Origin of the sequence: Nocardioides asiaticus, from assembly GCF_040049175.1 — a bacterium.
GTDB classification, from domain to species: Bacteria; Actinomycetota; Actinomycetes; order Propionibacteriales; family Nocardioidaceae; genus Nocardioides; species Nocardioides cheoyonin.
Map to the genome: position 1 here is coordinate 132,750 of NZ_JBDZDM010000001.1, position 25,461 is coordinate 158,210.

Genomic DNA, 25,461 nt, shown 5'->3' on the forward strand with positions numbered 1-25,461 from the left:
GTACCAAAGGTCTAAGCCGCAGATTCTCGTCACCCCGGGTTGGGGCGTCAAGGGACCTGCGGCGGCAGGATGTCGACGACGAGCCGGTAGCGGTCGCCGCGGTAGGTCGAGCGGACGAACTCGATCACGCGCCCGCTGCGCGCCCGCGACGTGCGCTCGAACCTGAACACCGGGTCGCCCACGGGGACGTCGAGCAGCGCCGCGGTCTCCGCATCGGCCAGCGCCGGCTCCACCGTCTGGGTGCCGGCGACTACCGGGTCCTCGTACCTCTCGCGCAGCAGCTCGTAGAACGACGCCCCGTCGAGGTCCTCCCCCGACAGGCCCGGGACGGCGATGGTCGGCACGTGCAGGTCCTCCAGCGCCATCGGGGCTCCGTCGGCGAGCCGCAGTCGGCGTACGACGAGCACCTCGGTCTCGGGCGGGACGGCGAGGACGCCGGCGAGCATCAGGCCCGCACGGAGCCGGCGGCTGCCGAGCGTCCGGCTACCGGGGGTGAGACCGCGGGCGCGCATGTCATCGGAGAACGACGTCGCGGTGAGCTGCTGGGTGACCTTGCCGCCGGCGACGAACGTGCCCGCGCCGCGCCGGCGTACGAGGCGACCCTCGACGACCAGGTCGTCGAGGGCGCGCCGCAGCGTCATCCGGGCGACGCCGAGCTCGCTGGCGAGCAGCCGCTCCGCCGGCAGCGGGTCACCGGCGCCGAGCTGCGCGACGAGCTCCTCGAGGCGCTCGCGCACCCGTTGCCGCTTCGGCAGGGCGGAGCCCGTCTCGGACGCAGGCATAGACCATTGGTACAACACCGGCGTACGGCGGTCCACCGCCGTCCGCGCGCCGGTCAGGCGACGAGCCGCTCCTCGAGCGCACACGCCTCGAGCGCGTCGACCTCGGCCCAGAACTCGGCGACGCTGGTCGGGAAGCCCAGCACCATCCCGCAGTCGCCGACACGGAGCCGCAGGACGCCGCCGGGATCGTCGTCGGCCGGGCAGTCCTCCACCACGACCTCGAGGTCGTGGGTCTGCCACAGCAGCCTGGCCAGGTCGTCGTCGGTCCGACAGCCGAGCAGCGCCTTGAGCTCCCTGCACGTACGGACCTCGGGCTCGGGAGCCGTCGCGAGCGTGGTCACGGTCGTCTCCTTCCATCGGGTGCCTCGTCACCCACGGTAGGGCCCGACGGCGACCGTTCTGCGGACCATCGCCGCCGTGTCGCGGCGGCAGGCGTCATCCGTTCAGGGGCACGGATGGCCCGTCTCATCCCTCGGCGACCAGCTTCTCCAGGATCCGGGCGAGCTCCCGCCGGTCGGAGGCGGGCAGCACGGAGAGATACTCGCGGGCCGCCCCCGAACGCGCCTCCTCGATGATCCCGGCCAGCCGCTCGCCCTCGGCGGTGGCGACGACGCAGGTAGCGCGCCGGTCCCCCGGATCCGGTTGGCGTACGACGAGGCCGCGCTGCTCCAGCGCGTCGACGACCTCGGTCGCCGAGCGGGGAACGATCCGGAGCCGCTCGGCGATCTCGGAGAGGCGCGGAGGCTCCTGCGCCGAGCTGACGATGCGGAGCGCCCGGCCCTGGGCCGGCGTGATCTCCCACTGCGCGAGGGTCGTCGCGAACCGCCGGCGCAACGCGCGCGCGGCGCTCATCAGCAGGTCGCCGGTGCCGTCCACGGGAACAACCATACCTGCTTGAGTGTTAGCCTCATTGTGAGCTAACCTCAGTAATGGAGGTGGTTGCGTGAGTGACCTCAACAGCTTCAGGAGCCCGACGGGCGGCGGACGCCGTGCCGCCCTCGAGGCCACCGGCGGCCGGGACGGCCGCGACCCCACGAACAACAAGGCCGACCGACAGCAGCTCGCAGACGCACCCGTCTCGCTGCGCCGGATCGCCCGCCTCTTCGCGCCCTTCAAGGCGCGGCTCGCGGTCGTCGTCGGTCTGATCATCGCCAGCTCGGTCATCGGGCTGGCCCAGCCCTTCCTGGTCAAGCACGTCATCGACCAGGCCCTCCCCCGGCGTGACACGACGCTGCTGCTCCTCTGCGTCGGCGGCATGGTCGCCGTCGCGGTCGCGAGCGCGGCGATCGGCGTGCTCCAGACCCTCCTGTCCACCGAGGTCGGCCAGCGCGTCATGCACCGGCTGCGGACCGACCTCTTCGCCCACCTGCAGCGCCAGTCGGTGGACTTCTTCACCCGCACCCGCGGCGGCGAGGTCCAGTCGCGGATGGTCAACGACATCGGCTCGATGCAGAGCGTCGTGACCAGCACCGCGACGAGCATCGCCGCCAACGTCACCGTCGTGATCGGCACGATCGCGGCGATGGTGGCGCTCAACTGGCGACTGGCGCTGATCTCCCTCGTCGTCCTTCCGCCGGCGGTGTGGACGACGCGCAAGGTGGCACGGATGCGGTACGCCGTGACGAGCGCCCGCCAGGCGAAGCTGGCCGACCTCCACGTGCAGGTCGAGGAGGGACTCTCCGTGAGCGGCATCCTGCTGACCAAGACCCTCGGCGCGGCCCCGGCGCTCGCCCGCCGCTTCGAGGACACCAGCCGTGACCTGATCGGCCTCGAGGTCCGCAGCCAGCTGGCCGGCCGCTGGCGGATGGCGACCATGCAGGTCGTCTTCGCCGCCGTGCCCGCCGCGCTGTACCTCGCCGCCGGGTTCCCCGTCACCAGCGGTGGCCTGACCATCGGCACCCTGGTCGCGTTCGTGTCGCTGCAGGGCTCGCTGTTCCGTCCGCTGATGGGGCTCCTCAACGTCGGCGTCGACGTCACCTCGAGCCTGGCCCTGTTCAGCCGGATCTTCGAGTACCTCGACCTTCCGGTCGAGATCGACGACCCCGCCGACCCGACGCCCTTCGCGCGCGACGGCGTACGCGGCGAGGTCACCTTCGACTCCGTCTCCTTCTCGTACGACGGCACGCACCCGGTCCTCGACGACATCGCCCTCCACGTGCCGGCCGGGAGCAGCCTCGCCCTGGTCGGAGCGACCGGCTCGGGCAAGTCCACGCTCGCCGGGCTCGTCGCCCGGCTGCACGACCCGACCGCCGGCCGGGTCCTGCTCGACGGCGTCGACCTCCGCGACCTCACCCTGGCCGACCTGGCCGACGCGGTCGGCGTGGTCACCCAGGAGACGTACCTGCTCCATGCGACCGTCCGCGACAACCTGCGCCACGCGCGGCCCGACGCGAGCGACGCGGAGATCGAGAAGGCCGCACGGGCGGCCCGGATCCACGACCTGATCGTCGGCCTGCCCGACGGCTACGACACCATGGTCGGCTCCCGGGGTCACCGCTTCTCCGGTGGCGAGAAGCAGCGCCTCGCGATCGCCCGGACGGTGCTCCGTGACCCGCGCGTCCTCGTCCTCGACGAGGCCACCAGCGCACTCGACAACACCACCGAGCGCGAGGTCCAGGCCGCACTCGACGAGCTCGCCCAGGGGCGTACGACCATCACGATCGCCCACCGGCTCAGCACCGTCCGTGACGCCGACCAGATCGCAGTCCTCGACGGCGGCCGGGTGGTCGAGCTCGGCACCCACGAGGAGCTGCTGCTGCGCGGTGGAGCGTACGCCGACCTCGTCCGCGGCGGACTCGCGAGCGCCGCCGCCTGAGCGTCGTACGCCTGCCCGGACGGCCTGTCGCATTTACGTCGCCGCTCGAGCCGGTCGCAGATCCGCCTGCGCGGAGGGATGGACGCGGGAAGTCCTCCGTCCTAGGGTCGGCCCACTAGGACCGGCCGTCTTCCTGCGGCCGCTCTCGGATCGCTCGGACAAGGAACTCGCGTGAGACCCTCACTCTCCCGACCGCTCGCGGCGGCCGCGGTCGGCTCTGCCGTCGTCGCCCTCACCATGACCAGTGTCCCCGCGACCGCCGCTTCCGGCGGCCGCGGCGGTCACGACGCCACCACGCCGTCCCGGCCGGGCGCCTTCGGCGCAGGTGCCGACCTGCGCACCCCCGGCGACTTCGACAGCCGCGACCTCGGCGCGCGCGCCGAGGCGAAGGCCGACAAGGCCATCGTGCAGAGCCGCGGTGCCAAGGCGACCGACTTCGTCAAGGACCTCGGCCCTCAGGGCATCGCCGACATGGATCCGCTGACCCACACGGTGCGCCAGCTGACCCGCCTCGACGGCTACCTCACCGAGCCCGCGTCCGGTGACGCCCGCTCGATCGCGCTCGGCTTCGTCAAGGCCCACCTCGGCCTCCTCGGCCTCACCGAGGACGACCTGTCGACGCTGGTGTTCCGCAAGGACTACGTCGACAACCTCGGCCTCCACAACCTCTCCTGGAGCCAGCAGGTGGACGGCACGCCCGTCTTCGGCAACGGCCTCATCGTGCGGGTCACCTCCGACGGCCGGGTGCTGTCGGTCCAGGGCTCGCCGGTGACCGGGCTGGCCGAGAAGGCCGCCGCCGCGAAGGCGGGCTCGCTGTCGGCCGCGGCCGCGCGCGACCACGCCGCGTCCGACGTCCGCGGCAAGGTCGCCACGGCCTCGGTCTCGTCGCGGACCACCGGCGCCGCGGCGCATACGACGTGGAGCAACAACGACTACGCCCAGAAGGTGTGGTTCCTGACCCCGCAGGGCCTGCGGCTCGGCTGGTCGACCTACACCCAGACCGGCGCCGACGCGGCCTACCAGCACGTCATCGACTCCACCTCCGGCAAGGCGCTCTTCCGGCGCTCCACGATCGCCGACCTCGCGGCGTCCACCCCGACCGTGAAGACGGCGGCCGCGACCAAGAGGACCGGCAAGGGCAAGAAGTCCAAGACGGTCGGCCAGGCCTACGTCTACGACTACCACCCGGGCGCCGCCAAGGGCGGCACGCCGAAGCTGGTCAACCTGGTCAAGAAGGGCTGGCTGTCGAAGAGGGCCGCCTATCTCAACGGCTCCACGGTGGTCACCTGGGCTGACGTGAACGACAACGACGGGATCGACAGCGGCGAGACCACGGCGGTCCCCGGCGCCGACGGCAAGCCCGGGTTCGAGCTGACGCCGTTCGACTCCTCCGACCTGTGCTCGCCGAGCTTCGTCTGCACCTGGGACGAGAACACGGCGTACTCCTGGAAGACGAACATGAACGCGGACGCGACCAACGCGTTCTACCTCGCCAGCAACTACCACGACTACCTGCAGAGCGACCGGGCGATCCGGTTCACGAAGGCGGCGGGCAACTTCTCCGCCGACGACGGCGACCCGGTGCTGCAGCAGGTGCTCGACGGCGCCGACACCGCCGACGGCCTGCCGGACAGCAGCCACGAGGACAACGCGAACATGAGCACCCCGCCGGACGGCACCTCGCCGACGATGCAGATGTACCTGTGGCGGTCGGCCGACGGGTTCACCCCGACGAGCGGCGCGTTCGACGCCTCGGTGCTCCTCCACGAGTACACCCACGGCCTCTCGAACCGCCTGGTCGTCGATGCCGACGGCAACTCCACCCTCAACAGCCTGCAGGCCGGCTCGATGGGCGAGGCGTGGTCGGACTACTACGCGATGGACTACCTCGTCACCAAGGGTTTCGTGAAGGACACCGACGCCGACGGCGAGGTCTTCGAGGGCGAGTACCTCATGGGCGGCCAGAAGGACGCCGACGGCAACCCGGTCCCGTTCCGCAGCATGGCGATCGACTGTCCGGTCGGCTCGAGCAGCCCGAGCTGCGTGAACACCTACAACCCGGGCGCCACGCCCGACGGCGGCTACACCTACGGCGACCTCGTCGACATCGGCGGCTCGGCCGAGGTGCACTCCTCCGGTGAGGTCTGGGCACAGACCCTGTGGGACCTGCGCAAGGCGTTCGGTCACACCGTCGCGGACACGATCATCACGCGCGGGATGTCGCTCTCGGCGGCCGACCCGTCGATGCTCGACATGCGCAACGGCATCCTCCAGGCCGACGAGGTCGCCTACCACGGCCGGCACGCCAAGCAGATCTGGTCGATCTTCGCCAACCGCGGCATGGGCTTCTTCGCGGGCTCGGTCGACGGTGCCGACCTCGACGTCGCCGAGGACTTCCACACCCCGCCGCCGGCCTCGGCCGGGTCCGGGACCGTCTCCGGCGTCGTGACCGAGGGCACCACCGGTGACCCGGTCGCGGGCGCGACGGTCAAGATCGCCGGCCTCGGCGACCAGTACGCCACGGTCACCGACGCCACCGGCCACTACACGCTGGGCGCCGACGGCGACCTGCCTCCGGGCACCTACCCGAAGGTCGTCGTCTCCGGGCCGGGCTACCTGCCGGCCACCGTCTCGGTCACCGTGACCAAGGGCGAGTCCACCGAGCAGGACTTCACGATCGACCGTGACTGGGCCGCCACCGGGGGCGGAGCGTCGGTGACGTCGTACGACGGGCCGGACTACTCCGACTACGGCTGCGGTCCCGGCGGTGCCGTCGACACGAAGCTCGGCTCCGGCTGGGGCAGCACGTCGGGCGACGACGCGGGCGATCCGACGCAGACGTTCGTGCCGAAGTCGATCGTGATCGAGCTCCCGCAGGCGGTGGACGTGACGTCGTTCGGGCTCGACCCCGACGGCACCTGCGGCGACGACGTCGACTCGGCGACCGGCGACTACAAGATCGAGGTCTCCGCGGACGGCTCGTCCTGGACCACGGTCAAGGACGACCACCTCGGCTTCGACACGCAGGGCCAGCTCAACAGCGTGACGCCCGACGTGCCGGCCACCGGGGTGAAGTACGTCCGGTTCACGATCGAGGGCAACCAGCTCACCGACGTGCTCGAGGAGTACGGCTACGGCACCTACACCTTCGCCGAGGCCTGCGACGCCGACACCTGGGGCGGGTACTTCGGAGGCTGCCTCTACACCGACATGACCGAGATCGCCGTGCTGGGCACGCCCAGCTCCTGACCCCGGTCGTACGCCGGCCGGCCGGCTCCTCCACGCCGACGGGCCGGCCCGTCGTCCGTCAGGCCGGCTCGGCGCAGGTGAAGCGGCGCCGGTAGGCCTGCGGGCTGATGCCGCGCGCGCGGACGAAGTGGTGGCGGAGCGCGGCGGCGTTGCCGAAGCCGACCTCGTGGGCGATCCTCTCGACCGAGAGGTCGCTCTGCTCGAGCAGCTGCTCGGCGCGCAGGATGCGCTGGGCGGTCACCCAGGCGTGCGGCGTCGCCCCGGTCTCGGCGCGGAACCGGCGCGCGAAGGTGCGCGGCGACATCAGCGAGCGCCGCGCGAGCGTCTCGACGTCCAGCGGCTCCTCGAGGTGCGCGACGATCCAGCCCAGCAAGGGCCCGAGCGTCTCCGCCTCGCACTCGACGACCGGCCGTGCGATGAACTGCGCCTGACCGCCGTCGCGCTGCGGCGGCACGACCATCCGCCGGGCGATGGTGCTGGCCACGGCGGCGCCGTACTCCTGCCGCCAGATGTGCAGGCAGGCGTCGAGGCCGGCCGCGGTGCCGGCGCTCGTGACGACCTGGCCGGAGTCGACGTACAGGACCTCGGGCACGACCTTCGCCTCCGGGAAGCGGTCGGCGAGCTCGTCGGTGTACATCCAGTGGGTCGTGCACTCGCGGCCGTTGAGCAGGCCTGCGGCGCCGAGCGTGAACGCGCCGCTGCAGACCGAGAGGATGCGCGCTCCGCGGTCGTACGCCGCCTTCACCGCCTCGACGATCGGAGCGGGGGCGACCGGGGTCGCGAGCGAGGCGCTCCAGCGCGGGCGCGGAGCGGCCGGGACGGCGACGAGGTCGGCCTCGGCGACCCGGTCGAGGTCGAACTCGGGCGCGATGGTGAAGCCCATCGTGCTCTCCACCGCGGCACCGCCCTCGGAGCAGACGGCGAAGTCGATCGACGGCACCCCCTCGGCGGTCCGGTCGATCCCGAAGCTCTCGCAGACGAGGCCCAGCTCGAAGGGGGCGACGCCGTCGTAGACGACGGCGGCAACGTTGGTGAGCACCTTAGAAGCGTGCCAGTTGGCAGGAAATTGCGCAAGATAGGCATTTCTGCCAATGGTGGCGGGATCTCGACCGGCGCAGGATTTGTGCCATGGAACTGCTGCTGACGATCCTCGCTGCATCGGTCATGACCGGGCTCGCCTGGGTGGTGCTCGACCTCGCCGCCCTCGCCGAGCGACCCCGGCCGCCGGCGCCGCGACACAAGGAGCCGGCGCCGGTGCTGTCTCTCCCGGCCGGCCCCACGGACCACGCGGGCGACGACGCCGCCGACCCGCACACCGAGACGCGCCCCGCCTCCCGCGCCGCCTGAGAGGAGGTACCGCGATGAGCATCCTCGTCCTGCTGCTCCTGGTGGCCGCCACCTACGCCCTGTGGGTCTGGGTCCGCCACGACAGCTTCTCGACCCACGTGCCGCCACCCTGGTTCGACTGACCACCGCCGGCGTACGCCACGAAATGCCGAAGGCCGGCCACCCTCGCGGGTGGCCGGCCTTCGTCGATCTCAGGCGGGCGGGATCAGTTGCCGCCGGTCAGCTTCTCGCGAAGAGCCTGGAGAGCCTCGTCGGACGCGAGGGAGCCGGAGCCCTCCTCGACCTCGGGGGCGCTGGAGTACGACGTCGCCTCGCCGGCCTCGGCAGCGGCCTGCTTGGCCTCCTGCTGCTGCTTGACGTGGGCCTCCCAGCGGGCGTGGGCCTTGGCGTACTGCTCCTCCCAGGCCGCGCGCTGCTCCTCGTAACCCTCGAGCCACTCGCCGGTCTCGGCGTCGAAGCCCTCGGGGTAGAGGTAGTTGCCCTGCTCGTCGTAGCTCGCGGGCATGCCGTAGAGGGTCGGGTCGAACTCCTCGACGTCCGCGGCCGCGGTGGTCTCGTTGGCCTGCTTGAGGGACAGCGAGATCCGGCGACGCTCGAGGTCGATGTCGATGATCTTGACCATGACGTCGTCGTTGACCTGGACGACCTGCTCCGGGATCTCGACGTGGCGCTCGGCCAGCTCGGAGATGTGGACCAGGCCCTCGATGCCCTCCTCGACGCGGACGAACGAGCCGAACGGCACCAGCTTGGTGACCTTGCCCGGCACGATCTGGCCGATCTGGTGGGTGCGGGCGAAGTGCTGCCACGGGTCCTCCTGGGTCGCCTTCAGCGACAGGGAGACACGCTCGCGGTCCATGTCGACGTCGAGCACCTCGACGGTGACCTCGTCACCGACGGCGACGACCTCGGACGGGTGGTCGATGTGCTTCCAGGAGAGCTCGGAGACGTGGACGAGGCCGTCGACGCCACCGAGGTCGACGAACGCACCGAAGTTGACGATCGAGGAGACGACGCCCTTGCGGATCTGGCCCTTCTGGAGCTGGGTCAGGAAGCCGTGGCGGACCTCGGACTGGGTCTGCTCGAGCCAGGCGCGGCGCGACAGGACCACGTTGTTGCGGTTCTTGTCGAGCTCGATGATCTTGGCCTCGAGGGTCTGGCCGACGTAGGGCTGGAGGTCGCGGACGCGACGCATCTCCACCAGCGAGGCGGGGAGGAAGCCGCGGAGACCGATGTCGAGGATGAGGCCGCCCTTGACGACCTCGATGACGGTGCCCTCGACGACGCCGTCCTCCTCCTTGATCTGCTCGATCGTGCCCCAGGCACGCTCGTACTGAGCGCGCTTCTTGGACAGGATCAGGCGACCCTCCTTGTCCTCCTTCTGGAGCACCAGGGCCTCGACCTTGTCGCCGACCTCGACGACCTCGGAGGGGTCGACGTCGTGCTTGATCGAGAGCTCGCGCGACGGGATGACGCCCTCGGTCTTGTAGCCGATGTCGAGCAGGACCTCGTCCCGGTCGACCTTGACGATGGTGCCATCCACGATGTCACCGTCGTTGAAGTACTTGATGGTCTCGTCGATCGCGGCGAGGAAGTCCTCTTCGGACCCGATGTCGTTGACGGCCACCTGGGGCGCGTCGCCGGCTACATCGAAGTTGGCCGGAAGAGTGGAGATGGTGCTCGTCATAAGGGAGTGGTTTTCCTTGGTGGGCAGATGTCGTGCGGGCGCGACGGAAGCCTTGTTTCACCACCGATTCGCCCCTAGGTTGCGGAGCGCGCCCCGAGTGTCTGCAGAGCGCGGTCACGACGGCGTATCAACAGTGAGCCGGGGTCCGCTCCGTCCGGGACGCAGGCAGACTTCTGACGCAGTTTCCAAGAGTACGCCGCGCGCGGTGGCCCCGTCCAACCGAGAGAGCCCCGCTCCCGGGGGCCGGGGCTATGCTCGCGAGACGTGGAGCAGACCTCGCCGTTCCCACCGGAACGGCCCGTGCAGGCGGAGCGTCGGACCGTCACCGAGGAGGAGTCTCGCAGGGCCAACGGCCCGGACTGGGACAGGTACGCCGACGAGTACCAGGCCACCCATGGAGCGTTCCTCGGCGACACCGGCTTCGTCTGGGGACCGGAGGGGCAGACCGAGGAGGAGCTCGGGGTGCTCGGCGACGTCGCCGGCAGGGACGTGCTGGAGGTCGGCTCCGGCGCCTGCCAGTGCTCCCGGTGGGTGGCGACGAGGGGCGGCCGCCCGGTCGGGCTCGACCTCTCCTACCGCCAGCTGCAGCACTCCCGGCGGATCGACCTCGAGACGGGTGTCGTCGTCCCCGCCGTCCAGGGCACCGCGACCGCGCTCCCGTTCGCCGACGGTTCCTTCGACATCGTCTTCTGCTCGTTCGGGGCCCTGCAGTTCGTCAGCGAGATCGAGGTGGCGATCGCGGAGACCGTCCGGGTCCTCCGGTCCCGCGGCCGGTTCGCGTTCTCGATCACGCACCCGACCCGGTGGATGTTCCCCGACGACCCGACCGAGGCCGGGCTGTTCGCGTCGCAGAGCTACTGGGACCGGACGCCGTACGTCGAGGTGGACGAGGAGACCGGCGTGGTGTCGTACGTCGAGCACCACCGGACCCTCGGCGACTGGGTGTCGCTGCTCTCCGGGGCGGGGTTCGTGATCACCGACCTGGTCGAGCCGGAGTGGCCGCGCCGCAACCACCGGGTCTGGGGCGGCTGGTCACGCACGCGCGGGCTGTTGACGCCCGGCACCGCGATCTTCGGGGCAACGCTGAACGGCTGACCCGGGCCGGCCCTTCAGAGGCGCTTCAGGGGCTGTCCTAGGCTCGGTTCTCGTGACGACGACGGTGGAGCGCGCGCCGCAGGGCCGACTGCGCGGACTCGTCCACGGGAGCGCCTTCCTCGCGCTGTGCATCGTCGTCATGAACGTCGCGACGTACGGGTTCCAGATCGTCTCCGCGCGCCTGCTCGGCCCGGAGCAGTACGGCGGGGTCGCGGGCATGATGGCGCTCCTGCTGGTCGTCGGCGTCATCCAGCTGGGACTCCAGGCGACGGCGGCGAGGAGGGTCGCCGCCGACCCTGGCCGTGGCCGCGAGATCGAGCGGCTGATGCTGACGGTGACCTACCGCGCCAGCGCCGTGGTCGGGCTCCTGATGCTCGTGCTGTCGCCGCTCGTCTGGCACCTGCTCAGGCTCGACAGCATCGTGCCGGCCCTGCTGGTCGCGGTCTGCGCCGTGCCCCTCACGGTGATGGGCGGACAGGCCGGCATCCTGCAGGGCGAGCGTCGCTGGCTCGGACTCGCGGCCGTCTACCTCGCGCTGGGGCTCCCCCGGCTCGCCGTCGGGACCGTGTGCATCCTGATCCGCCCGACCGAGGCGGCGGCGATGGCCGGCGTCGCCGCCGCGCAGTTCGCGCCCGCGCTGGTGGGGTGGTGGGTGCTGCGCCGGCGCGACCGCGCCCCGCAGCGCGCCGACGGCGTACGCGCGGCCGTCGTGGAGACGCTGCACGGCTCCTTCGCCCTGCTCGGCTTCTTCGTCCTCTCCAACGCCGACATCGTCGTCGCCCGCAACGTGCTCTCCGACCACTCCTCGGGCCTGTACGCCGCCGGGCTGATCCTCACCAAGGCGGTGCTGTTCCTCCCGCAGTTCGTGGTGGTCGTCGCCTTCCCGTCGCTGTCGGAGGCCTCGGAGCGTCGCCGCGCGCTGCTGCTCAGCCTCGCCGCCGTCGGCGGCTGCGGGGCGCTCTCGACGCTGGGTGCCTGGCTGCTCTCGCCTGTCGCGATGATCTTCATCGGCGGGTCCGACTACGCGGCGATCGAGCACCGGCTCTGGCTCTTCGCCGTGCTGGGCACCTTCCTCGCCGTGCTCCAGCTGCTTGTCTACTCCGTCCTCGCCAGGCAGCACCGCTCCTCGGCGTACCTCGTCTGGGCCGCCGTCATCGTCCTCGTCGCCGCGGGCGCGGCCACCGGGTCGCTCACCGGGCTCCTCGTCGCCGTCGCAAGCGTCGACGCCGTGCTCATGCTCTCGCTGCTCGGGCTCAGCCTGTGGCAGCTGCGGGTGGCGCCGGAGCCGGAGGCCGCCTGATCCGACCGGCTGCGACCGTCAGTGGGCGGCCTCGTGCCAGGACCGGCCGGTGCCGACCGAGACGTCGAGGGGTACGGCGAGCTCGACCGCACCGCCCATCTGTCGACGGACGAGCGCCTCGAGCTCCTCGCGTTCGCCGGGGGCGACCTCGAAGACGAGCTCGTCGTGGACCTGCAGCAGCATCCGCGAGGTGAGCCCCGCCTCGTCGAGGGCGCCCTGGACGCGGAGCATGGCGACCTTGATCAGGTCGGCCGCCGACCCCTGGATCGGGGCGTTGAGCGCCATCCGCTCGGCCATCTCGCGGCGCTGGCGGTTGTCGCTGGTCAGGTCGGGCAGGTAGCGGCGCCGGCCCATGATCGTCTCGGTGAAGCCGGTCTTGCGGGCCTCGTCGACGAGGCCGCGGAGGTAGTCGCGGACGCCGCCGAAGGTCTGAAAGTACTCCTCCATCAGGCCGCGGGCCTCGGACGGCTCGATCCCGAGCTGCTGGGAGAGCCCGAACGCGGACAGGCCGTAGGCGAGGCCGTAGTTCATCGCCTTGATCTTCGCCCGCTGTGCCGGGGTGACGGCGTCGGCGTCGACGTCGAAGACCCGGGCCGCGGTGATCGAGTGGAAGTCGCGGCCGGACTTGAACGCCTCGATCAACAGGGCGTCCTGCGAGAGGTGGGCCATGATCCGCATCTCGATCTGGCTGTAGTCGGCGGTCATCAGGCAGTCGAACCCGGCGCCGACGACGAACCCCTCACGGATCCGGCGGCCCTCCTCGGTGCGGATCGGGATGTTCTGGAGGTTGGGCTCGGTCGAGGACAGCCGGCCGGTGGCCGCGATCGTCTGGTTGAAGGTGGTGTGGATGCGGCCGTCCGGCTGGACGGTCTTGAGCAGCCCCTCGATCGTCACCCGGAGCCGGGTGACGTCGCGGTGGCGCAGCAGCGCGAGCAGGAACGGGTGCTCGGTCTTGATGTAGAGCTGCTGAAGCGAGTCGGCGTCGGTGGTGTAGCCGGTCTTCGTGCGCTTCGTCTTCGGCATGTCGAGCTCGTCGAAGAGCACGACCTGCAGCTGCTTGGGCGAGCCGAGGTTGATCTCCTTGCCGATCACGGCGTAGGCCCCCTCGGCGGCCTGCTTCACCTCGCCGGCGAAGTGCCGCTCGAGCGCGTCGAGGTGGTCGGTGTCGACGGCGATGCCGGTCTGCTCCATCCGGGCGAGCAGGTGGAGCAGCGGCAGCTCGACCTCCGTCAGCAGCCTCCTGCCCCCGGCCCGCTCGACGGCGGAGTCGAGCTCGGCGGCGAGGTCGAGCACGGCACGGGCGTGGAGCATCGCCGTCTCGGCGACCTCGTCACCCTCGTCGAAGAGGGCGCCCTGGTCGTCGTCGGTCTCCTGCCTCAGCTCGCGCTTGAGGTGGCGCAGGGTGAGGTCGGCGAGGTCGTAGGAGCGCTGGTCGGGGGCCACGAGGTAGGCCGCCAGGGCGGTGTCGCTCGCCAGGCCGCCGAGCGCCCACCCGTGGGCGGACAGCGCCAGCTCGGGCCCCTTCGCGTCGTGGAGCACCTTGGGCCGGGCGTCGTCGGCGAGCCAGGCCGCGAGCGCGGCGTCGTCGTCCGGGGTCAGCGTCGCCACGTCGAGGTAGGCCGCCGACCCGTCCGCCTCGGCGATCGCGATGCCGTCGACGCGACCGGTGCCCGAGCCCCAGGCCCCGCGCACGTGCACGCCCACGGGGTCGGGGCCGACGTCGGCGAGGAACGCGGCGACGGTGCCCGGCCCGAGCGTGCGACCGTCGAGGTCGAAGCCGGTGTCGGCGATCGGCTCGTCCTCCTCGGGGGCGAGGACGTCCAGGATGCGGGTGCGCAGCTCGCCGCGGAACTCCAGCTCGTCGAGCAGCTCCAGCGCGGCCGCCCGGTCCCACTCCCCGCGCTCGAGCTCGGCCGGGTCGATGCCGAGCGGGAGGTCGCAGACCAGGGCGTTGAGCCGCCGGTTGCGGATCACGTCACCGAGGTGCTCGCGCAGGTTGTCGCCCGCCTTGCCCTTGATCTCGTCGGCGTGGGTGATGACGTTGTCCAGGCCGTCGTAGGTCGCGATCCACTTGGCCGCCGTCTTCGGCCCGACCCCGGGGACGCCCGGCAGGTTGTCGGAGTCCTCCCCCACCAGCGCGGCCAGCTCGGGGTAGCGGTGCGGGGGCACGCCGTACTTCGCCTCGACGGCCTCGGGCGTCATCCGCGCGAGGTCGGAGACGCCGCGCATCGGGTAGAGGATCGTGGCGTCCTCGGTCACCAGCTGCAGCGAATCGCGGTCGCCGGTCAGGACGAGCACCTCCATGCCCTCCGCGAGGGCGTCGGTGGTCAGCGTGCCGATGATGTCGTCGGCCTCGTAGCCGGCGTAGGTGAGGTGGCGGATCCGGAAGGTGTCGAGCAGCCGCTCGATGAGCGGCAGCTGGCTCTTGAACTCGTCGGGCGTCTTGTTGCGCTTGGCCTTGTAGTCGGCGTACTCCTCCATCCGGAAGGTCTGCCGGGACAGGTCGAACGCGACGGCCACGTGCGTCGGCTGCTCGTCGCGGAGCACGTTGACCAGCATGGAGGTGAAGCCGTAGACGGCGTTGGTGTGCTGGCCGGTCACCGTCGAGAAGTTCTCCACCGGGAGCGCGAAGAACGCGCGGTAGGCCAGGGAGTGGCCGTCGAGCAGGAGGAGCCTGGGGCGCGTCGTACCTTCCACGCCTCCGAGCCTATCCGTGACCGCCGACAGCGGTCTTCGGCGCATCTGCCACCATGTGGCCATGACCGACACGACCGAGAGCGGCCCGGAGATGACCACCCCTGAGGACTACATCGCGGCCATGCCGCACGGCATGGGCGGTCTCAACGAGAAGCTCGGCGTCGTGATCACCGAGATGTCGGCGGAGCGGGTCGTCGGGACCATGCCGGTCGAGGGCAACACCCAGCCCTACGGGCTGCTCCACGGTGGTGCGTCGGCGGCGCTGGCCGAGACCATCGGGTCGATGGGCGCCGGCGTGCACGCACGGGCTCTCGGCAAGCTGGCGGTCGGGGTCGACATCAACGCCACCCACCACCGGTCGGCGACCGCCGGGCTGGTCACCGGGGTGGCGACCGCCGTCCACCTGGGGCGGTCGGCGGCGACGTACGAGGTCGTCATCAGCGACGAGAACGGCAAGCGCGTCTGCACCTCCCGGATCACCTGCTCGCTGGTCGACGCCGGTCGGTTCGCGTAGGGCCGCTCAGCCGGTCGGCTGGGAGCGGCGCATCGAGCGCCGGGCCGCGAGCACCTGGCCCAGGTTGCCACGGCTGCGCGCGCTGCGCTGGGTGGCGGGAAGCGACGCCGTCAGCCGGCCGCGCATCGTGGCGGTGGGCGCGACCCGGAAGACCGCCTGCGGCCCGAAGCCAAGCCGGGCGAGGTAGCGGTTCCCGTCCCGCGAGCCGGAGGCAGCGGCGGACGCGATGTGGCCGATCCCGAGCGACTCCGCGAACGAGGCGGCCGCCTCCATCAGGGCGTGGCCGATGCCACGGCGGCGGAACTCGGGGGCGACGTGGGGCGAGTGCACCTGCAATGTCGGCTCGAGGTTGAGCGGACCGAAGGTGGTGGCGCGCAGGAAGACCGCGCCGGCCCGCTCGCCGTCACACTCGGCGATCACGAGCCGCTCCTCGGCCGACTGGGCGGCGGCCTTGATGATGAACTCCAGATCGGCGAGCTGGTCCTGGGGATCGGCCATCCTCAGGCTGTCCTGCCACACGCCGAGGAGGAACGGCGCATCGCCGACGTGCGCCTCGCGCAGCGTCACGCGGGTCACCGGAGTGCCCCCGCCGGCCCGCCCTCGACGACGATCCCTGCTGTCAGGACGATCCCTGCAGCCATGTCGTGCACTCCGTGCTTCATAGCCCCGGCCCTCTCCACGCCAGTCCCGCTCCGCCATCCCCCCGGACGTGCCCTTCGGCGGTGAGAGTACGCCCACCGGGAGGCCGCGGTACAGAGAACGAGCAGGTCGGAGCAAGGGTGTTACACGGGCGTTTCATTCCGGCAACCGCACGTCGCCGAAGCGCGGCGCGGGCCCCGATGCCATTACAGTGCGGCCCCATGATCAAGCGCTCGCTCGTGTCCCTGGCCGCTCTGACGGTCGTCTCGCTCGCTGCTGCCGGCTGCGGCAGCTCTGGCGGCGATTCGTCCTCCTCCGGCCTCGACCTCGTCCAGGACGGCACCCTGACCGTCTGCAGCGACGTCCCCTACGCCCCGTTCGAGGACTTCGACAAGAGCTCCTCCCTCGGCTTCAAGGGCTTCGACGTCGACATCGTCTCCGCCGTCGCCAAGGGCATGGGCCTCGACCTCAAGATCCAGGACCAGGACTTCGACGGCCTGCAGAGCGGGCTGACGCTCAACGCCGGCACCTGCGACCTCGTCGCGAGCGCGATGACGATCACCGACGACCGGAAGAAGAACCTCGAGTTCTCGGAGGGCTACTACGACTCCAAGCAGTCGCTGCTCGTGCCCGAGGGCTCCGCGATCAAGGGCATCGACGACCTCGACGGCAAGAAGGTGGGCGTCCAGCAGGGCACCACCGGGAAGGCGTACGCCGAGGAGAACGCCGACGGTGCCGAGATCGTCACCTTCCCGAGTGACGCCGAGGAGTTCCAGGCCATCAAGGCCGGCCAGGTCGACGCGCTGCTGCAGGACCTCCCGGTCAACCTCACCCACCAGCAGGCCGGCGGCTTCACGATCGTGCAGCAGTTCGACACCGACGAGGAGTACGGCTTCGCCGCCAAGAAGGGCAACACCGCGCTCATCGACGCGGTCAACGAGCAGCTCGACAAGCTGAAGAAGGACGGCGACTACCAGAAGATCTACAACAAGTACTTCAAGCTGAGCTGAACGGCGTCGTGGCGATGAAGCGATCCACGAGGCGGCGGCTGCGGCACGGCAGTCTGTACGTCCTGCTCCTGGCCGTCGTCCTGGTGCTGGGCTTCACCCTGGACTGGTCCTCGGTGCAGCAGACCTTCTTCAACACCGAGGGTCTCAAGCACAACTGGCACGACCTGGTCGTGACGGGCGTCAAGAACACCGTCATCTACACGGCCATCGCCTTCGCAGCCGGCCTCGTGCTCGCCGTCGTCCTGGCGCTGATGAAGCTGTCCGAGGTCGGGATCTACCGCTGGCTGGCGACCGTCTACATCGAGTTCTTCCGCGGGCTGCCGGCCCTGGTCACCATCCTGGCGATGGGCTTCGGCTTCCCGATCGCCTTCGGCTGGCGCCCACCTGGCGGCACGCTCGGCGCCGGCCTCATCGGCCTGGTCCTGGTGGCGGGCGCCTACATGGCGGAGACGATCCGGGCCGGCATCCAGGCGGTCCCGAAGGGACAGACGGAGGCCTCGCGGTCGCTCGGCATGAGCAGCGGCAAGACGATGACCTGGATCGTGCTCCCGCAGGCATTCCGCATCATCGTGCCGCCGCTGACCAACGAGATGGTGCTCCTCATCAAGGACACCTCCCTGCTGGCGTTCATCGGTGCGACGGTCGGCTCCCGTGAGCTCACCAACGTCGCGCGCGACATGATGACCTCCGGTGCGTCAGCGGGGACGGCGACCAGCCTCACCATGGCCGGGGTGCTCTACCTCGTGATCACACTGCCGCTCACCCGTCTGGTGGCGTGGATGGAGAAGAAGCAGAGGAGGGCCCGATGAGCGCCCTGTCCACGGAGCAGCCGGCCGCCGGCGTACCCGCGATCCAGGTCTCGGACCTGCACAAGTACTTCGGCGACAACGAGGTGCTCAAGGGCATCGACTTCCACGTCGACAACGGCGAGGTGGTCTGCGTCATCGGGCCGTCGGGGTCGGGGAAGTCGACGCTGCTGCGCTGCGTCAACCTCCTCGAGGCGCCCACGTCCGGGAGGATCCTCGTCGAGGGTATCGACGTGACCGACCCGGAGACCGACGTCGACGAGGTCCGTGCGCGGATCGGGATGGTGTTCCAGCAGTTCAACCTGTTCCCGCACATGACCGTGCTCAAGAACCTCTGCATCGCCCAGCAGAAGGTGCTCAAGCGTGGGAAGGCGGAGGCGGTCGAGGTCGCCCGCGCCAACCTCGCCAAGGTCGGCCTGGCCGACCGGGAGGGCGCCTACCCGGCCCACCTCTCCGGCGGGCAGCAGCAGCGTGTGGCGATCGCCCGCGCCCTTTCGATGAACCCCGACATGATGCTCTTCGACGAGCCGACGTCCGCGCTCGACCCCGAGCTGGTGGGCGACGTGCTCGCGATCATGAAGGATCTCGCCGCCGAGGGCATGACCATGATGGTCGTGACCCACGAGATGGGCTTCGCGCGCGAGGTCGGCGACAAGCTGGTCTTCATGGACGGCGGTGTGATCGTCGAGGAGGGCGACCCGCGCGAGGTGCTCGGCAACCCGCAGCACCAGCGCACGCAGGCGTTCCTCTCGAAGGTCCTGTAGCCGTCGAGACCACGAAGAAGGCCCCTGACGATGCGTCAGGGGCCTTCTTGCGTACGCCGGTGGCTCAGACGTCGCCGCCGAGGTAGGCGGCCTTGACCGAGTCGTCACCCGCCAGCTCCGCGCCGCCCCCGGACCGGACGATCTCGCCGGTCTCGAGGATGTGCGCGCTGTCGGCGAGCTTGAGCGCCTGGGCGGCGTTCTGCTCGACGACGAGGACGGTCGTGCCCTGCTCGTTGATCTCGGAGATGATCGAGAAGATCTGCTGGATGAGCTTGGGCGCGAGCCCCATCGACGGCTCGTCGAGGAGCAGCAGCCGCGGCTTCGCCATCAGCGCCCGGCCGATGGCCAGCATCTGCTGCTCGCCGCCGGACATGGTGCCGGCCGCCTGCTTCTCGCGCTCCTGCAGCCGCGGGAACAGGTTGAACACCCGGTCCACGTCCTCGCGGTAGGACGCCGAGCCGACGTCCTTGCGGACGTAGGCGCCCATGTCGAGGTTCTCCCGGACGGTCATGCCCGGGAAGATCCCGCGTCCCTCCGGCGACTGGCTGAGGCCCAGCTTGACCCGCTCGTACGGCGGCAGGTGGGTGATGTCCTTGCCGTCGAACACGATCTTGCCGTCGCGGACGCCGCGCAGGCCCGAGATCGTCTTCAGCGTCGTCGTCTTGCCGGCGCCGTTCGCCCCGATCAGGGTCGAGACGGTGCCCTCCTCGACCGAGAAGGAGATGTCCCTGATGGCCTCGATGTGGCCGTAGTTGACCGAGAGCCCTTCGACCTCAAGAAGCGTCATCGTCGCCCTCCTCCATCTGCTCCTCGTCGACACCGAGATAGGCCGCGATGACCGCCGGGTTGTCCCGGATCTCGGCCGGGGCGCCCTCGGCGATCTTGCGCCCGAACTCCAGCACCACGATGCGGTCGGTCACTCCCATGACCAGTCGCATGTCGTGCTCGATGAGCAGCACGGTGTAGCCCTGGTCCCTCACCTTCCGGATCAGCTCCATGAGCCTCGCCTTCTCGGCCGGGTTGAAGCCCGCTGCGGGCTCGTCCAGGCAGAGCAGCTTCGGCCGGGTGGCCATCGCCCGCGCGATCTCGAGGCGGCGCTGGTCGCCGTACGAGAGGTTCGCGGCGAGCTCGTCGCCCCGGTCGCCGATGCCGACGAAGTCCAGCAGCTCCTTGGCAGCCTCGCGGGCGGCCGTCTCCTGGGTGCGGTAGCGCGGCGTACGGAACAGCGCGCTGAGCAGCCCGACGTTGCTGCGGGCGTCGGCGCCGACCATGACGTTCTCGAGCGCCGTCATCGAGTTGAACAGACGGATGTTCTGGAACGTACGGGCGATGCCGCGGCGGGTGATGCGGTGCCGCTTGAGCCCGGCCAGGGGCTCACCGTCGAAGAGGGCCTTGCCGCTGGTCGGCTGGTAGACGCCGGTCATGACGTTGAAGCACGTCGTCTTGCCGGCGCCGTTCGGGCCGATCAGTCCGAGGATCTCGCCCTGGCGGATCTCGAACGAGACCCCGTCGAGCGCGGTCACACCGCCGAACTTCAGCGTCACGTCGTCGAGCACCAGGATCGGCCGGCCCGGCTGCCTCGTCTCCTCGGTCGTGCCGAGGGTCATCGCGTCAGGCAACGCTCTCCTCCCCTTCCAGCTCGGCGATCTCCTGCTGGGCCCTCTTGGCCCGTCTCGTCCGGATCGGTGGGATGAGGCCCTGCGGACGCAGGATCGTCATCGCCATGAGCGCGATGCCGAAGACGAGCATCCGCCAGTCGGAGAAGTCCCGGAACCGCTCCGGCAGGTACGCCACCAGGACGCCACCGAGCATCGCGCCCCAGCGGTTGCCGGAGCCGCCGATGACGACGGAGGCGACGAACAGCATCGAGAGCAGCAGCGGGAAGCTGATCGGGTCGATGTGGCTCTGCCGGGTGGCGAACATCGCGCCGGACAGGCCGCCGATGAACGCGCCGAGCGCGAACGCGAGCAGCTTGAACTTGAACGTCGGGACGCCCATCAGCTCGGCCGCGTCCTCGTCCTCACGGGTCGCCTCCCAGGCGCGGCCGACGCGGCTGCGCTTGACGAGGTAGTCGCCGATCAGGACGAGGATCAGCGCCGTCAGGATCATCCAGTAGAACGGCACGGTGTCCAGGACGCCGAAGACCAGGAACTTGGTCTTGTGGTCGAGGTCGATCAGCGGCTGGCCGTTGACCCACGCGATGTGCGGGATCTCGAAGAGGCCGTCGCTGTTGTCCCCCGGGGGGATGCTCGGCGGAGACGGGATGTTCGAGATGCCTCGTGACGCGCCGACCCAGTCGGTATTGGTGACCGCCAGGCGGATGATCTCGCCGAAGCCGAGCGTCACGATCGCGAGGTAGTCACCGCGCACCCGCAGCGTCGGAACGCCGAGGATCACGCCGGAGATCATCGTCACGACGATGGCCACCGGCAGGACCAGGAAGAAGGGCCACGAGCCGTGGTAGACGGTCAGGACGCCGACCGTGTAGGCGCCGACCGCGTAGAACCCGACGTAGCCGAGGTCGAGCAGGCCGGCGTACCCGATCACGATGTTGAGGCCGAGCGCCACCAGGGCGTACGCCGCACAGGTGAAGAGCACACCGCCGAAGTCGATGTCCGGGGTGGACAGGAACGGTGGGTTCAGCAGCGGCAGTGCGTAGACGAACAGCGCCGCGATGACCAGGAGGACGATCTTGGTCGGCTTGTTGAGGTTCTGGATCCTTGTCATGCGCGCGCCTTCCCGAGCGCCTCGCCGAGGAGGCCGGAGGGACGGAACAGCAGGATGACCAGCAGCAGCACGAACGCCACGACGTCCTTCCACTGCGTGCCGATCAGCGCGGAGCCCCAGTTCTCGGCCACGCCGAGGACCAGGCCGCCGAGCAGCGCCCCGCGGAGGTTGCCGATCCCGCCCATGACCGCGGCGGTGAACGCCTTGATGCCGAGGATGAACCCGGCGTCGTAGCGGGTCGTGCCGATGCGGAGCATGTAGAGCGTCGCCGCGACGCCGGCCATGAGACCACCGATGAGGAAGGTGATCCGGACGACCCGGGTCGAGTTGACGCCCATCAGTGACGCGGACTCCGGGTCCTGCGCCACCGCGCGGATGCCGCGGCCGGTCTTGCTCCGGCGGACGAACTGGTCGAGGCCGATCATCATCAGCAGCGACGCGCAGATGACGACCAGGTCGATGTCGGTGACCCGGTAGTCGCCGATCGTGAAGAGGCCCTTCGGGTCGAGCGTGAAGGGCAGGCTGCTGTTGTCGCGGGCCGCCTGGACGTAGCTGCTCAGGTTGTCGTCGAGGCCGAACCACGCGGCGATCCGGTCCCGAAGACCCATCGACTCCGAGAGCACGGTCGAGGCGCCGATGGCGGCGATCAGGACGATCAGCTTCGGCGACCTCTTCTTGATCAGGGGGCGGTAGGCCACCCGCTCGATCAGAAGGGCCACGCCGCCTGAGACCGCCATCGCCGCGAGCAGCGCGAGCAGGAGTACGCCGATGACGGTGCCGGCGCCCGAGCTGTCGGTGACGTGGAACGCCGTGAAGACCCACACGACCGCGAAGGTGCCGTACATGAACACCTCGGAGTGGGCGAAGTTGATCAGCTGCAGGACGCCGTAGACCATCGTGTAGCCCAGGGCCACGAGGGCGTAGACAGCGCCGAGCGCGAGCCCTGTGATCGACAGGGCGAAGAAGTTGTGGACGAAGAAGTCCAGATTGTCAGACAAGGTGGGGTGCTTCCTTACTCGTGGCCACCCGTGAAGCGGCTGCGGCCGGGCGAGCCCGGCCGCAGCCGATCATGAGTGGTCAGTCAGTGATGATCGCGGATGCGATCGGTCACTTGACCTCGCCCTGGGGAACGATCTGGCCGTTCTTGACGACGTAGGTGTAGATGACGACCTCGGACACGTCACCGTCGGTGAACTTGATGTGCTTGGTCAGGCCGTCGGCGTCGTAGGAGTTGACGAAGTCGAGCAGCTTCTCCCGGGTCGCGTCACCGGCGTCGATGCCGGCGAGGAGCACGTTGGTGGCGTCGTAGCCCTCGGCCGAGTAGGTGCCGGGCTCCTTGCCGCCGTTGACCTTCTCGTACTTCTTGGTGAAGTCCGCCGGGGACGGGGCGCACGGGCAGGTGAAGACGGTGCCCTCAGCGGCCTTGGCGCCCGCGGCCTTGACGAACTGCGGGTCGAGCGAGCCGTCGCCGGTGACGTACGTGCCGTTCCAGCCGGCCTGGGTGAGCTGCTTCTTGAGCAGGCTCGCCTCGGCGTAGTAGCCGCCGTAGAAGACGGCGTCGGCACCGGAGGCCTTGACCTTGGTGACGGTGGCGGAGAAGTCGGTCTGCTTCTGCTGCACGGTGTCGCGGGCGGTCACGGCGCTGCCGAGGGTGTCGGCGACGCTGTCGGCGAGGCCCTTGCCGTACTCGGAGGCGTCGTCGATCACGAAGACCTTCTTGGCCTTGACCGTGTCGGTGATGTACTTGGCAGCACCCGGGCCCTGGTCGGAGTCGGTGCCGAGCACGCGGTGGAAGGTGGTCCAGCCGTTCTTCGTCAGGTCGGGGTTGGTCGCCGAGGCCGAAACCGTGACGAGGCCGGCCTCGTTGAACGCGGCGCCGGTCGCGTCGGACTCACCCGAGAAGGCGGGACCCACGACACCGACGACCGACTCGTCGTCGATGATCGTCTTGGCCAGCGGCGTGGCCTTGGTCGGGTCGCCCTGCGAGTCGAACTTCTTCAGGCTCACCGTGCACTTGCCGCCCTTGTCCTTGTACTCGTCGATGGCGACCTGGGCGCCACCGGCGATGTTGAGGCCGAGGTTCGCGTAGTCACCGGTCGTCGGGCCGAGGTAGGCCAGCGTCACGTTGCACGAGCCACCGCTCGCGGACGAGTCGCTGTCGCCGCCGGTGGTGCCGCAGGCGGTGAGAAGCAGACCGGACGCTGCGGCAATCGCCAGCAGGCTCCCGGACTTGCTGAATCCCTTCATGGGTGTCCTCCATAGTGATTTCAATCGACCCCGTCGGACGTGGCGGCGTCGAATGGCGACAAACCTTATCCTTGGCGACGGGCTGCGGGGCAGCCTCTCCCCCAATGTCGCCTCGTATGAGGCGAATTTGTTACACCGCCGTAAATGAGTCCACCAAATCTGGAGGATCAGGCCTTTCCGCCGCCTGGACCGTGCTCGATGACACCTTCGGCGACCTGGCGCATGGAGAGACGCAGGTCCATCGCCGTCTTCTGGATCCAGCGGAACGCGTCGGGCTCGCTCAGGTTGAGCCCGGTCTGGAGGATGCTCTTCGCCCGGTCGACGGCCTTGCGGGTCTCCAGGCGGTCGCTGAGACCGGCGACCTCCTTCTCGAGCTGGGTGAGCTCCTGGAACCGGCTCACCGCCAGCTCGATCGCCGGCACCAGGTCGGTGATGTTGAACGGCTTGACGAGGTAGGCCATCGCGCCCGCGTCGCGCGCCCGCTCGACCAGGTCGCGCTGGGAGAACGCGGTGAGCATCACCACGGGGGCGAGCCGCTCCTTGGCGATCGTCTCGGCGGCGGCGATGCCGTCCAGCACGGGCATCTTCACGTCCAGGATCACCAGGTCCGGCCGCTTCTCGGTCGCCAGGTCGATCGCCGCCTGCCCGTCGCCGGCCTCGCCGACGACGTCGTAGCCCTCCTCGGAGAGCATCTCCTTGAGGTCCATGCGGATCAGGACCTCGTCCTCTGCGATCACGACCGTCCGGCGCACGTCGGTGTGGCTCGAGCTCTGGCTGGGGGCGGGGCTGCTCTGGGTCACGCGCACAGGGTAGGGCATCCGCGCGTGCACGCGCTTGGGGTGATGGTGCGGCGCTCCGGTAGGTTAGGCGCTCGCCCGGCCCCGGTAGTCCAACGGCAGAGACGATGTGCTCAAACCACATACAGTGTCGGTTCGAATCCGACCCGGGGCACAGCGCGGCCGGCGTACGCCTCTAGTCGGCGGCGAGCTCGCGCGAGCGATCGCGGTTGGCGCGGGTGGCCTCCAGGAAGGCGGCGCGCAGTCCGCGCTCCTCGAACACCCGCAGCGACGCGGCCGTCGTGCCGCCGGGCGAGGTGACCTGCTCGCGCAGGAGCGCGGGATGGGTGCCGGTGTCGGCGAGCAGCTGCGAGGAGCCGACGAGGGTCTGGGTGACCAGGGTCGTCGCGTCGGCACGGGTGAGACCGAGGTGGACGCCGGCCTCGATGAGGGCCTCGGCGACGAGGAAGACGTAGGCCGGCCCCGAGCCGGACAGGGCGCCGGCCGCGTCGACGCTCGACTCGGGAACGGTGACGACCTCGCCGACCGCCCCCATCAGCTCCTCGGCCGTGGCCAGGGCCTCGGCACGGCAGTGGGCCCCGGCGGCGAGCACCGACATGCCCTGGCCGATGAGAGCCGGCGTGTTGGGCATGACGCGTACGACGTCGACGCCGTCCGGCACCGCGGCCTCCATCTGGGCGGTGGTGATCCCCGCGGCCAGCGAGACGACGAGCGTCCCGGGGCGCAGGGAGTCCTTGACCGACTCCAGCACGGGGACGACGCCGTACGGCTTGACGCCGAGGACGACCACGTCGGCCGCCGCGACGGCCGCCTCGGCGGGCAGCGAGCGGACGCCGTACGTCGAGGCGATCTCGGCCGCGCGCTCCTCCCGGCGTACGACGGCTGTGACCGACTCCGGCGCATGGCCGGCCTTCAGCAGCCCGGAGAGCACCGCGCCCCCCATGTTGCCGACGCCGATGATCACGATCTCCACGCGTGTCCTCCTCGT

23 protein-coding genes and 1 tRNA gene are annotated in these 25,461 nt (G+C 70.2%); 10 read left to right on the forward strand and 14 right to left on the reverse strand.

The annotated features are described in order from the left end of the window. Positions 1-47: 47 nt before the first annotated feature. The 3 genes from ABLE53_RS00650 to ABLE53_RS00660 all read right to left on the reverse strand — a co-directional run bounded on the left by ABLE53_RS00650 (position 48) and on the right by ABLE53_RS00660 (position 1,658). A complete protein-coding gene (locus tag ABLE53_RS00650) occupies positions 48-782 on the reverse strand; it encodes a GntR family transcriptional regulator (RefSeq protein ID WP_348856596.1) in 735 nt (244 codons plus the stop codon). 53 nt (positions 783-835) lie between these two features. Continuing rightward, positions 836-1,123 (reverse strand): hypothetical protein, encoded by a 288-nt coding sequence (locus ABLE53_RS00655; RefSeq protein ID WP_348856597.1) that lies wholly within the window; start codon positions 1,121-1,123, stop codon positions 836-838. 124 nt (positions 1,124-1,247) lie between these two features. Further along, positions 1,248-1,658 (reverse strand): MarR family winged helix-turn-helix transcriptional regulator, encoded by a 411-nt coding sequence (locus ABLE53_RS00660; RefSeq protein ID WP_348856598.1) that lies wholly within the window; start codon positions 1,656-1,658, stop codon positions 1,248-1,250. Between the two features lie 67 nt (positions 1,659-1,725). Between ABLE53_RS00660 and ABLE53_RS00665 the strand changes: the two genes are divergently transcribed. Together ABLE53_RS00665 and ABLE53_RS00670 are read left to right on the forward strand one after the other, a co-directional pair. Continuing rightward, positions 1,726-3,597 carry an ABC transporter ATP-binding protein gene (locus ABLE53_RS00665; RefSeq protein ID WP_348856599.1) on the forward strand — a complete coding sequence of 624 codons (1,872 nt, stop codon included), beginning with the start codon at positions 1,726-1,728 and terminating at the stop codon, positions 3,595-3,597. 171 nt (positions 3,598-3,768) lie between these two features. Beyond that, positions 3,769-6,846, forward strand: coding sequence for a M36 family metallopeptidase (locus tag ABLE53_RS00670; RefSeq protein ID WP_348856600.1), 3,078 nt, complete (start codon positions 3,769-3,771; stop codon positions 6,844-6,846). A 58-nt stretch (positions 6,847-6,904) separates the two neighbouring features. Here ABLE53_RS00670 and ABLE53_RS00675 read toward each other — a convergent pair whose 3' ends face one another. Continuing rightward, a complete protein-coding gene (locus ABLE53_RS00675; RefSeq protein ID WP_348856601.1) occupies positions 6,905-7,885 on the reverse strand; it encodes a helix-turn-helix domain-containing protein in 981 nt (326 codons plus the stop codon). Positions 7,886-7,974: 89 nt separating this feature from the next. On the opposite strand from ABLE53_RS00675, the gene ABLE53_RS00680 reads away from it, so the two are divergent. Beyond that, the gene (locus ABLE53_RS00680) at positions 7,975-8,193 is read left to right on the forward strand and encodes a hypothetical protein (RefSeq protein WP_348856602.1); all 219 of its coding nucleotides are present in this window, start codon (positions 7,975-7,977) and stop codon (positions 8,191-8,193) included. Between the two features lie 205 nt (positions 8,194-8,398). Here the strand turns inward: ABLE53_RS00680 and rpsA are convergent, their stop codons facing one another. Beyond that, on the reverse strand, positions 8,399-9,877 hold the full coding sequence (rpsA, locus tag ABLE53_RS00685) for a 30S ribosomal protein S1 (RefSeq protein WP_348856603.1): 1,479 nt from the start codon (positions 9,875-9,877) through the stop codon (positions 8,399-8,401). Positions 9,878-10,141: 264 nt separating this feature from the next. Here rpsA and ABLE53_RS00690 point away from each other — a divergent pair, with 264 nt between their 5' ends. Next, positions 10,142-10,972, forward strand: coding sequence for a class I SAM-dependent methyltransferase (locus ABLE53_RS00690; RefSeq protein ID WP_348856604.1), 831 nt, complete (start codon positions 10,142-10,144; stop codon positions 10,970-10,972). A gap of 52 nt (positions 10,973-11,024) precedes the next feature. Next, entirely contained in the window at positions 11,025-12,272 is a 1,248-nt protein-coding gene (locus ABLE53_RS00695) for a lipopolysaccharide biosynthesis protein (protein ID WP_348856605.1), read from the forward strand. Between the two features lie 18 nt (positions 12,273-12,290). Here the strand turns inward: ABLE53_RS00695 and polA are convergent, their stop codons facing one another. Then, on the reverse strand, positions 12,291-15,014 hold the full coding sequence (gene polA / locus ABLE53_RS00700; RefSeq protein ID WP_348856606.1) for a DNA polymerase I: 2,724 nt from the start codon (positions 15,012-15,014) through the stop codon (positions 12,291-12,293). Between the two features lie 16 nt (positions 15,015-15,030). On the opposite strand from polA, the gene ABLE53_RS00705 reads away from it, so the two are divergent. Beyond that, positions 15,031-15,483: a hotdog fold thioesterase gene (locus ABLE53_RS00705; RefSeq protein ID WP_348856607.1), complete on the forward strand. Its 453-nt coding sequence runs from the start codon at positions 15,031-15,033 to the stop codon at positions 15,481-15,483. Positions 15,484-15,489: 6 nt separating this feature from the next. Here the strand turns inward: ABLE53_RS00705 and ABLE53_RS00710 are convergent, their stop codons facing one another. Then, the gene (locus ABLE53_RS00710) at positions 15,490-16,050 is read right to left on the reverse strand and encodes a GNAT family N-acetyltransferase (protein ID WP_348856608.1); all 561 of its coding nucleotides are present in this window, start codon (positions 16,048-16,050) and stop codon (positions 15,490-15,492) included. A gap of 293 nt (positions 16,051-16,343) precedes the next feature. On the opposite strand from ABLE53_RS00710, the gene ABLE53_RS00715 reads away from it, so the two are divergent. From ABLE53_RS00715 to ABLE53_RS00725, 3 genes are read left to right on the forward strand one after another with little or no spacing between them, the layout of a single operon-like run. After that, entirely contained in the window at positions 16,344-17,132 is a 789-nt protein-coding gene (locus ABLE53_RS00715; RefSeq protein WP_348856609.1) for a transporter substrate-binding domain-containing protein, read from the forward strand. A gap of 14 nt (positions 17,133-17,146) precedes the next feature. Then, positions 17,147-17,941 (forward strand): amino acid ABC transporter permease, encoded by a 795-nt coding sequence (locus tag ABLE53_RS00720; RefSeq protein WP_348856610.1) that lies wholly within the window; start codon positions 17,147-17,149, stop codon positions 17,939-17,941. Beyond that, positions 17,938-18,702 carry an amino acid ABC transporter ATP-binding protein gene (locus tag ABLE53_RS00725; protein ID WP_348856611.1) on the forward strand — a complete coding sequence of 255 codons (765 nt, stop codon included), beginning with the start codon at positions 17,938-17,940 and terminating at the stop codon, positions 18,700-18,702. Before ABLE53_RS00720 ends, ABLE53_RS00725 begins: the two co-directional genes overlap by 4 nt. 64 nt (positions 18,703-18,766) lie before the next feature. Here the strand turns inward: ABLE53_RS00725 and ABLE53_RS00730 are convergent, their stop codons facing one another. From ABLE53_RS00730 to ABLE53_RS00755, 6 genes are all read right to left on the reverse strand, one after another. Further along, complete coding sequence (locus ABLE53_RS00730) at positions 18,767-19,489, reverse strand: ABC transporter ATP-binding protein (RefSeq protein ID WP_348856612.1); 723 nt, start codon at positions 19,487-19,489, stop codon at positions 18,767-18,769. After that, positions 19,476-20,309, reverse strand: coding sequence for an ABC transporter ATP-binding protein (locus ABLE53_RS00735; protein ID WP_348856613.1), 834 nt, complete (start codon positions 20,307-20,309; stop codon positions 19,476-19,478). The genes ABLE53_RS00730 and ABLE53_RS00735 overlap by 14 nt, the downstream gene beginning before the upstream one ends. A 4-nt stretch (positions 20,310-20,313) precedes the next feature. Then, entirely contained in the window at positions 20,314-21,429 is a 1,116-nt protein-coding gene (locus tag ABLE53_RS00740; RefSeq protein ID WP_348856614.1) for a branched-chain amino acid ABC transporter permease, read from the reverse strand. After that, on the reverse strand, positions 21,426-22,427 hold the full coding sequence (locus ABLE53_RS00745; RefSeq protein WP_348856615.1) for a branched-chain amino acid ABC transporter permease: 1,002 nt from the start codon (positions 22,425-22,427) through the stop codon (positions 21,426-21,428). The genes ABLE53_RS00740 and ABLE53_RS00745 overlap by 4 nt, the downstream gene beginning before the upstream one ends. A gap of 109 nt (positions 22,428-22,536) precedes the next feature. After that, the gene (locus ABLE53_RS00750; protein WP_348856616.1) at positions 22,537-23,676 is read right to left on the reverse strand and encodes a branched-chain amino acid ABC transporter substrate-binding protein; all 1,140 of its coding nucleotides are present in this window, start codon (positions 23,674-23,676) and stop codon (positions 22,537-22,539) included. Between the two features lie 167 nt (positions 23,677-23,843). Then, positions 23,844-24,494, reverse strand: coding sequence for an ANTAR domain-containing response regulator (locus ABLE53_RS00755; RefSeq protein ID WP_348856617.1), 651 nt, complete (start codon positions 24,492-24,494; stop codon positions 23,844-23,846). 60 nt (positions 24,495-24,554) lie between these two features. Here ABLE53_RS00755 and ABLE53_RS00760 point away from each other — a divergent pair. After that, positions 24,555-24,627 (forward strand) — tRNA-Leu (locus ABLE53_RS00760). 21 nt (positions 24,628-24,648) lie between these two features. Here ABLE53_RS00760 and proC read toward each other — a convergent pair. Beyond that, on the reverse strand, positions 24,649-25,446 hold the full coding sequence (proC, locus tag ABLE53_RS00765; protein ID WP_348856618.1) for a pyrroline-5-carboxylate reductase: 798 nt from the start codon (positions 25,444-25,446) through the stop codon (positions 24,649-24,651). Between the last annotated feature and the right edge of the window lie 15 nt (positions 25,447-25,461).